Source organism: Bradyrhizobium ferriligni (genome assembly GCF_056837965.1).
The window spans coordinates 1-471 of record NZ_JBXEJO010000247.1; the positions used below are offsets into that span (position 1 = coordinate 1).

Consider the following 471-nt stretch of genomic DNA (forward strand, 5'->3'; position numbering starts at 1 on the left):
CTGTAGCTGTTGGTGCCGGACAGCGTCTGCGTGCCGCCGGTGAGCGCGAGTCCGCCGGTGCCGCCGATCGCGCCCGCGAAAGTGTCGCTGCCATTGGTGATGGTCAGCGTCTTGGCGCCGAGCGCGACATTGCCGCTGCCGGCAAGACTCTGGATGCTGGTCCCGGCGCCCGCGAGGCCGGAGATGTCGAACGCCGAATTCGCCACCACATGGCTGGAGTTGCTGATCGATCCGGCGCCCGTCAGCGCCAGCATGCCCGCGGAGATCGTGGTCACGCCGCTATAGCTATTGGCGCCGGACAGCGTTTCGGTGCCGCCGGCGAGCGTCAGTCCGCCGCTGCCGCCGATGACGCCTGCGAAGGTGTCGTTCGCCGCCGTGATGGTCAGCGTCTTGGCGCCGAGATCGACGCCGCCGGTGCCCGACAGCCGCTGGATGCTGGTGCCGGCGCCGGAGAGGCCGGCGATGCTGAAC

General features: G+C 69.9%; 1 protein-coding gene. It reads right to left on the reverse strand.

What is annotated here, in order from left to right; genetic code table 11:
* Positions 1 to 464, reverse strand: a 464-nt coding sequence (locus AC1VNY_RS42600) for an autotransporter-associated beta strand repeat-containing protein (protein ID WP_482409688.1), incomplete at its 3' end; no start/stop codon positions are given.
* Positions 465 to 471: the final 7 nt, after the last annotated feature.